The following is a 7,668-nucleotide window of genomic DNA, read 5'->3' on the forward strand; positions in this document are numbered from 1 at the left end:
GGCTCAAATTATCAAAACCAGGCAGGATAAGGGTTTTCAGACTATCTTGCCGGAAAAAACACAGATCTCGGCTCAATGCCTACTACAGCATCCGGATAAACGATCAGTATCGAATCTGCTTCGGCTGGTCGGAAGCAGGGGCAATAGACGTTGAAATCGTCGATTACCATTCATGAGGACGTACGAATGAGAATTCCAAAAAACCGTCCCCCGACCCATCCCGGTGAAATACTCCTCAGAGATTTCCTTGAGCCGATGGGAATCACACAGGCAGCGCTTGCGGAAGCGATTCATGTTCCGTTTCAAAGGGTGAATGAGCTCGTTAACGGAAAGCGCGGTATCACCCCCAGTACCGCCCTTCGTCTTTCTCGCTTCTTCGGGAACAGCGCCGAGTTTTGGCTGAACCTTCAGCAGGTATGGGAACTCTACCGCGTCATGAAAGATGAGGGGGATGACTTAAGAACCATCACGAAACACCCGCTCAACGATGAAGCAGCACGGTGACGGGTAGCGGGGAAAGGGGCGATGATTGCCTATGACCATGTAGCGTGGAAACGGCACGAATGGAGGCGGGGTGATCGCTGGTACTCCTTGGAGGTACGCCAAGACCTTTTCGGGACGTGGGTGGTTATAGCCGCCTGGGGCGGACTCAGGTCACGGATTAAGGGGCAAAAAGAATGGCGATGCGGGTCAAAGAAGGAAGCGGAAGAGATCGCCTCGAACTTACGAAAGCACCGCAGTGAAAGGGGGTACGAGGAGGAGAGTTTACGGTGTGTCGCTACACCGGAAAACTGAAAAATGCCGGTACATAGAAGGTAGAAGTAGGCATCCAGTTAGAGACAATCCAAACTCTTTGTAATGAAGTGCTTCCTATCCTTCACACAAGTTAATTCTTGTATTTCCTCCACTAATGCAACCATCCCATGATGACAAGCATCAAGCTCCTGCTGGTACAACTCCAGTTCCTTGTTTGCGGCACGCAGCTCTTCCTTTAAAGTTATGACCTGCTCGCTTGATATTTCTAGCTGTTCTTCGGTGTTTGAAGCTTTTTCAATAGTAAAGGCGAGCAAGTCTTTCAGGTGAAGATTTTCACTAGCGAGCACAGAAGCCTTTATCTCCTCGCTTTTCTTTTGCAGCTCATTATTAATGAAGATTTCCTGAACAGCCAAAGCTTCCTGAATTCTCTCACTAGTGAGCAAAGAAATTTTTAGCTCTTCGCTTCTATCTTCAAGCTTCAACTCATTTTTCACACTTCACCTAACGACTCCTTCTTCCTGTTACTATCAAGAATCTCACTGACCATTTGCCTCTGCTTTGGAGTGAGTTTATTCCAACTACTACCCCAAAGGGATTCCAGGTTTCCTTTGTTAGTATTATCGTTGTATTTACGATGCATGTCCGTCACATTCATCATGCCTAACTTTTGATTGCCCTGAACACGAATGTTATAGAAAACCAATGATGCCAACAGTCTAGACTCGCTCAGTCTTAAATGTCTGTCTGCTATCATACGGAAACTCTAATCTACAAAGGTGCTCCCAGAGAATTTAACCGCATGCAATGCTTAACAACCGAGTAAACTCATTTTTTACAATTGAATAACACTCGCAGGAGGTTGCTTCTAAACTCTCTCGACTACGAATGTTAATTCTGCCACGGCTATATTGGATAATTCCGGCTTGGCTAAGAGTACCTGCGGCTACCGTAACGCCAGAGCGACGCACGCCTAGCATCTCGGCGATAAATTCCTGAGTGAGTAAAAACGTATCTGACTCCATCCTGTCAGAAACCATAAGCAACCAACGGGCAAGACGTTCCTCTATTGAATGATGGCTGTTGCAGCTAGCTGTTTGTGTAATTTGAGTAAATAATCCCTGCGTGTAGCGCAAGAGCAGTTCTTGCAGCGGGCCACCCCTATTAAACTCGGCTTTAAACTGGGCTGCCCCCATCCTCGTAGCACCGTTTGCAACTTGTACGATCGCGCTTGTAGTCGTGGTGTTACCGCCCAGAATTACGGGCAGACCCACCATGCCCTCATTGCCCACCACACCAACTTCATTTGTTAAGCCGTCTTCAAATGTATAAATCAAAGAAGTGATTGAGTGATGAGGAAAATATACATGTGTGATTGGCCCATCCGCAGCGTAGAGAACTTGCTTGAGTTGAAGCTCGACGAGCTCCAAATTGGCAAGCAGGCGTTGATACTCGGCAGTAGGTAGAGCGGCAAGCAGTCGGTTTTCTCTATGTAGATTGGATTCTTTGGACACTGGCATTGTTAGTCTCCTTTGCTTCTTGTGTGCGCTGAGAACAGCAACTCATGGCACAAGGAAAAAGCTAGGAGCTAATCAATATGTCAAAAGGTGGGGTTCGTGAAAAGGTAACCTTTAGCAGTAGCGGTGTTCGATAGCACGCATCTCCCACACCGCGTACCTTGATCGTAGCGTAAGTAAGGCATTGAGCCGAGATACGTGTAATTTTCGGCAAGATAGTCTGGAAACTATTGCTGTATCTAGGTTTCATCGGTGTTCCTGCTTCAGTCAGACCCAGAATCCTGAAGCGTTTTGGTAATCAATCCGTATAACGAACCGCGTGCTAAATACTCGCGTGTCCCAAATAGCCTAAATCGCTTTAGGAGTATGCCTTCTTGCGCGTTTGTTTCTCTCTCTTCGGCTACTTTTTTCGGGAGCGGTACGAGCCATAATTACTAACTTGCCCATAAATGATAGTTCGGCACGATTTAGCAGGGTGCGGAAAATCAACTCTCTATACCCGAATCGCTCTTAAACTTCCCCGTAAACGACTGTTTTTGGGAATGTAGAAGTTCCCCCTCCAGCCATTCGCGACCTCACTCAAAAGCTTCGAGTCCTTACGTGACGTGGCATCTCGCGCATATAAGGCGATCGCGTGGCTGATTCACACACAATATCCCACCACCGATAGCACGGTGATTAACCTGAGTGCTAAAATCTTTGAAACCTAAGCATAGTAACAGTTTCGCAACCATCTTGCCGAAAATTACACGTATCTCGGCTTAATGCCGGTATTAGGTCTGGATTGGCTCTAGCCCAAGCTAATACCTCATCCATTAAAATCGGTTCGCCCGACTCCCAGAGGAAACGCATCTTGGCAATGGTTTCCCGTTGCTCTCGCTCAGAGGGGCTGAATCTTCTTCCCTCAATTCCAGACTGCGATTGGACTGCTTTTTTAGCGTGTTGTATGGCAATTAGCCGGATTTTGATGAGGCGGCGAATGGTTTGCGTGTCAGCTGGAGCCGCTGAGTGCAGCCGTGAATTTTCACTGTTTGGAGCCGCCTTGGGAGCCGATGAGTGCAATTCCCAGCCTTCTTTGGATGATGATGGGGTCTGTGGTACATACAGGCTGGATAAACTTGGCTGGTTCTGGCGATGGCAATCTTCTATCGACACACTCCCCCCAAAAGACTCTCTCCTTTGCAGTGAGGTAGATTGCTCGTGTAGCTGCTCTGGTGCGACAATGGTGGTAGCATCCACGATGCCAGATGCGTCGATTGATAAGTCTGGTTTATGGAATTTTTCTGCCGCGCTGCCGGAAATAGGGGATTTGTAATTCTTATCAGATAGGCTATTTGATTCTGTTGGTAAAGAGTTTGAAGAATTTAAAGAGTTTAATGAATTAGCTTCTGACTCAGTGGAATTGGGTTGGGGATCTTCTTTTGCCTGTGGCAAGCACAACATACAAACACCCTTCATTAAGGGAAGAAGTGTGTAATTATCGGACAAAGCTTGCTGTGGTAAGGTTTGTGGCTCAAGCGGCTCTAACCAAGGGTCGGGGAGAATCGGGTAGGATTGAGCCGCTTCAGCGGCTGGAATCGGCTCAGAGCAATCTATTACACACTTTTCAACTTGTAGGTGGTAGTGGTCGGGATGCCACAGTGCTAGGTATTTAGGCTTATGCAGTGTGGTTTGACTGATGCCGATTCCCGTCAGGAGCTTGGATGCGGCAATAATGGCAGAACTCCTGGCTGTGGCAGCTGCGGGTAGATTGCCCGACGACTCTAGGTGTGCTACTGCAACAGTAATGCGCTTTTGTGCTTCGGCGCTCTTGCTGGCGTTGAAGCTAACTATGTTGTTCTCGGCTGGTGGGCGAGAGGAAGCAGGCTCGAAGTGGAAATGGAGAGTGTAGGTTCCATAGCGGCAAGGCTCTGACCCTTTGGGCCAGTAGTACGCTTCCACGCATCGGCTCCAATCAGAGACTCGGCGGTGAATTTCCTGCTGGTGGCGGCAGAACTGCTCGTATCCAGGGGCGTTCTTTGCTGTCTGCACCGTGTAGTCAATCAGCGCTCTCCCCTCTAGGCGGAGGAATACTCGCCCGTAGGTGGCGATGTCCTTGATTAAGCCGTTGGTTTGTGAAAAAGCTGTCCAGCCCGTGCTTATCCTTCGCTCTAGATGCCGTCGCCAAGTCTCTACTCTACCACTACTGCCAAACCCGCTTGACACGGCTTGGCGAGACCAACTTCGCCCTATGACTGGAGTTAACAGCTTGAGGTTTTGTTGTGCGGCGGCGGTGTTGAATTCATCCAGCAGATCTTCAACACTATCAGAGTATGGTTCAAGAAGCCCGTCCAGCAGGTACGAGCCTGATTCTGGCTGTAGCGGTAGCCGATGGCACTTATATTGAACGAAGTTACCATCCGAGCCATAGCTTTTGGTATTGGGGAAAGTTTCCAGCTGACCGTCTCCTAGCAGAATGCCTTTGTCAAACAGCGTCCATTTGACAGCACAAGCGACACCGAAACTGGAGATGGCTTTGGGTAGTGGGTAGTAGATGTGCAACCCCTCGCTCCAACTGGAACGGATGACAACGGGGCTATTCAACCCAATCGAGCGCAGAGTTGCAAGTATTTCGGCATACTTTGCTTCGTCGTTGAGCGGGTGATACTTGCTTCCACGGTCTATGTCTATGACCAAGTAGCGCGTAAATTTCTTGAAACCAACTCCTAGCAGTTCTAGGGGGTCAGCGTGCCGCTGCCACAGTTCCAATGGTTGGATTGGGTAGGGCTGAGTTGTCCAGCGGGTTTTCTCTCCTGGCGCTGGTAAGTTACTTCTGATGAAATTCCAACCCCTGCTATTGGACCAAAACCACTTGCAAAACTCTGCCCCTACTGGGTCGGTGGGGAAGACTGGGGGGAAGATTTTTTTCTGTCTTGGAGGCAGCTTCATGCTGACCTCCTCTTCGGACTGTTGGCTCGGCTTCCAGAACGGCTAGACAGCCACTTGTACTTGTTCTCTTGGGCATCGTCAAAGCGGGTCTGCCAGCCAATGATGCCCCCATGCACATCAAAAACGTAGCCAGGTGCAACGGTGACATCGTGGCGGCAGTGAATTAGCCCCGTGTGGGTGTTTTCTTGGCAGTCACGTCGAGCGCCAGAGCAGATGGGGCAATTTCTCTTTAGTGGGCGGAATGTGGATGGCATCACTTGATAATGCCAAATCCGCCAAGCCCGTGTTGGAAAGTTGATCTATTTATCTATTACTCCGAGCTGTTTTAAAAAGCTAAAACTCTTATGTAGTCAGGGTTTCAAAAATGGATTGTCGGGGGATGTGGATAGTTTTGTCGGGGGATGTGGATGGTTTTGTCGGGGGATGTGGATGGTTTTGTTTTAAAGCTCAAACTTATGTATGGTAATGATTTCAAGCTAATTTTTTGGGTTATTTTTTTTAAAACAAAGCTAAAACAGAAAACCAGCCAACCACGGGTAATAATCGGCTGGTAGTTTGGAACTGTTAAGTAGCAATACTCAATCTTGGATATCCAGAAGATTTCGGATCTGGGCGGCTAGTTCTGGATTGACGGTGCGTTCACCCCGTTCAACAAGGGATATCAGGTTTTGAGACACGCCAAGAACACCAGCCAGCTTAGCCTGAGTCCAACCTTTTGCTTTTCGGGCTTCTCTAACTTGGCTGCTAGTCAAGGCGGTGCTAGGAGCTAGCTTTAGCTTTGCTTTGGACTGTAATGGTTCTACCTTAAGTTTTACCTTGGATGCTATGAGTTCAGGGATAGGAGTGGGGGGCTTGATAGTTAACCTCGCATCCAGCAGATTGTCTAGGTAGCCTTTAGGCTTCTTATCCTTGGATTCTGGTCTTAGCTCTTCGGGGTAGGTTTCTGAGTCAAAAGCGATCTGCCAGCCCAGCTTGAGCAGTAGCTTCATTGCATTATCCCAACGCTGCTTTAGGTCATAGGCTTTGCGGCGGTTTAACCGAGCGTTATCTATAACCGATTTGGGGAATGTAATTTCTAATAGCTCCCGTACTTTGTACTTTCCATCAAGGCGAACCCGACTATCCAATGTTAGATATATAGCCAGCCTTAGCGCGAGTTCATCATGGTAAGGGTCAATTTTCAAAACTTGCTGGGCTAAGTAGCCAAACTGATATAAAGCTTCCCGCGATTTGGCTCCAGCTCGGTTCAAAAAATCTTGAGTCCACAATCCTGGCTGTATTGTGATGTAAACTTCATCAGGATTGTCTATCTTCCCTTCAAAATTAAACTGACCGATAGGTTTAATCTGGACGTTCCACATTCTTCCTACAGGAGCGCTACCTATAATTTGTCCTTTTTTGTTTCTCCCCTCCACCCAAACAGCCTTGACTATCAAACAATCAAGGGCAAAGGCTGTGGTAGCAATCTCTAGTAGCTTTTCTGATTTTGGTTTTTTGTGATTTTTCTCCCAGCCAAATTCCTGGATAATATCGCTTGCTTTCAGGTTAAATTTACTTTCCCAAGGTTTCTCCTGTTTCATAGCATGGGCAGCAAAAATCAGGTGGAGCTTGGCAGTTGTAAAGCCAAACTTATCAATAATTTGTTGAGCTTCATCCCAAGGAAGCATGGTAATATCGCCTGGGCTAGAGATGTAATGCTCAATGTAATTTTTGGGGTTCCCTTTAGCTCTATGCTGCAAATAGGCTATGCCGTTCTCATTCTTTTGCCATAAGTCTTTTCTTATGTAAGCTTCAATGCTGGAAAACATTACGGCTGATGAGGGGATAGGAACTATGGAATGAAGCTGTGGTTCTGTAACTGGTATTGCTGATGAAAGCACATTGTCAGCTATACTTTCCAAAGCTGTGTTTTGTTCTAAATCAGCCGTAAAGCTCTCTACTATCTGTGCGGCGATGTCTTCTACATAGGCTTCATCTCCAGATCGAACAGGCTGACCCCATGTATCTTTAATCAATCTGATAGCCGTATCTCTAGCTAGTTCCTTAATGCCTTCTAAGTATTACAGTTGTATTTGAGCGGATGAGAGTTGGGAGCGTTTTTTGTAGTGATAGAATCGCGCAGTAGCTTGATGTTGTCGTCGCCAATAAGACCAGTGCAAAACGTGTTCTAAACACCAAAGTGTAGGAAATAAGAGCCTAGATACCCACCGCTTGATCTCCCAAATACTCAGCCGGACAATAAACCTCGTGCCGCTTTGAACGCAGCCAGACTGCCAGTGGCGGCTACAGTCAAAGGGGGGGTAGTCCTATCGATGACAGGCTCAGCTTGATGCCGCAGTACACTCAGAAATGTTTGAGCCGCGAGGACGAGAGTGATATGTCGATGCCAACCATGCCAGGAGCGAACTTCATATTCCCCTAAACCTAACTGATCTTTGGCAAACTTAAAGCATTCTTCAATTCGCCATCG

7 protein-coding genes and 1 pseudogene are annotated in these 7,668 nt (G+C 47.5%); 2 read left to right on the top strand and 6 right to left on the bottom strand.

Annotated features, from left to right (window positions below):
- On the top strand, window positions 1-176 hold a 176-nt coding region (locus tag DSM107010_RS43415; RefSeq protein WP_199755994.1), incomplete at its 5' end, for a type II toxin-antitoxin system RelE/ParE family toxin.
- A gap of 10 nt (window positions 177-186) precedes the next feature.
- Window positions 187-504, top strand: coding sequence for a HigA family addiction module antitoxin (locus DSM107010_RS35855; protein WP_106166074.1), 318 nt, complete (start codon window positions 187-189; stop codon window positions 502-504).
- 329 nt (window positions 505-833) lie between these two features.
- Here the strand turns inward: DSM107010_RS35855 and DSM107010_RS35860 are convergent, their stop codons facing one another.
- From DSM107010_RS35860 to DSM107010_RS43420, 6 genes and pseudogenes are all read right to left on the bottom strand, one after another.
- Entirely contained in the window at window positions 834-1,250 is a 417-nt protein-coding gene (locus tag DSM107010_RS35860; RefSeq protein ID WP_106166076.1) for a hypothetical protein, read from the bottom strand.
- A 297-nt stretch (window positions 1,251-1,547) separates the two neighbouring features.
- Window positions 1,548-2,273 (bottom strand): Crp/Fnr family transcriptional regulator, encoded by a 726-nt coding sequence (locus DSM107010_RS35865; protein ID WP_106166078.1) that lies wholly within the window; start codon window positions 2,271-2,273, stop codon window positions 1,548-1,550.
- Between the two features lie 687 nt (window positions 2,274-2,960).
- Window positions 2,961-5,198 (bottom strand): bifunctional DNA primase/polymerase, encoded by a 2,238-nt coding sequence (locus tag DSM107010_RS35870; protein ID WP_106166079.1) that lies wholly within the window; start codon window positions 5,196-5,198, stop codon window positions 2,961-2,963.
- Window positions 5,195-5,452 (bottom strand): hypothetical protein, encoded by a 258-nt coding sequence (locus DSM107010_RS35875; protein ID WP_106166080.1) that lies wholly within the window; start codon window positions 5,450-5,452, stop codon window positions 5,195-5,197. The genes DSM107010_RS35870 and DSM107010_RS35875 overlap by 4 nt, the downstream gene beginning before the upstream one ends.
- 324 nt (window positions 5,453-5,776) lie before the next feature.
- Complete coding sequence (locus DSM107010_RS35880) at window positions 5,777-7,213, bottom strand: helix-turn-helix domain-containing protein (protein WP_199755995.1); 1,437 nt, start codon at window positions 7,211-7,213, stop codon at window positions 5,777-5,779.
- Window positions 7,214-7,425: 212 nt separating this feature from the next.
- Window positions 7,426-7,668, bottom strand: a pseudogene (locus DSM107010_RS43420) (IS701 family transposase); the annotation flags it as partial.

Source organism: Chroococcidiopsis cubana SAG 39.79, from assembly GCF_003991895.1.
Lineage (GTDB): Bacteria > Cyanobacteriota > Cyanobacteriia > Cyanobacteriales > Chroococcidiopsidaceae > Chroococcidiopsis > Chroococcidiopsis thermalis.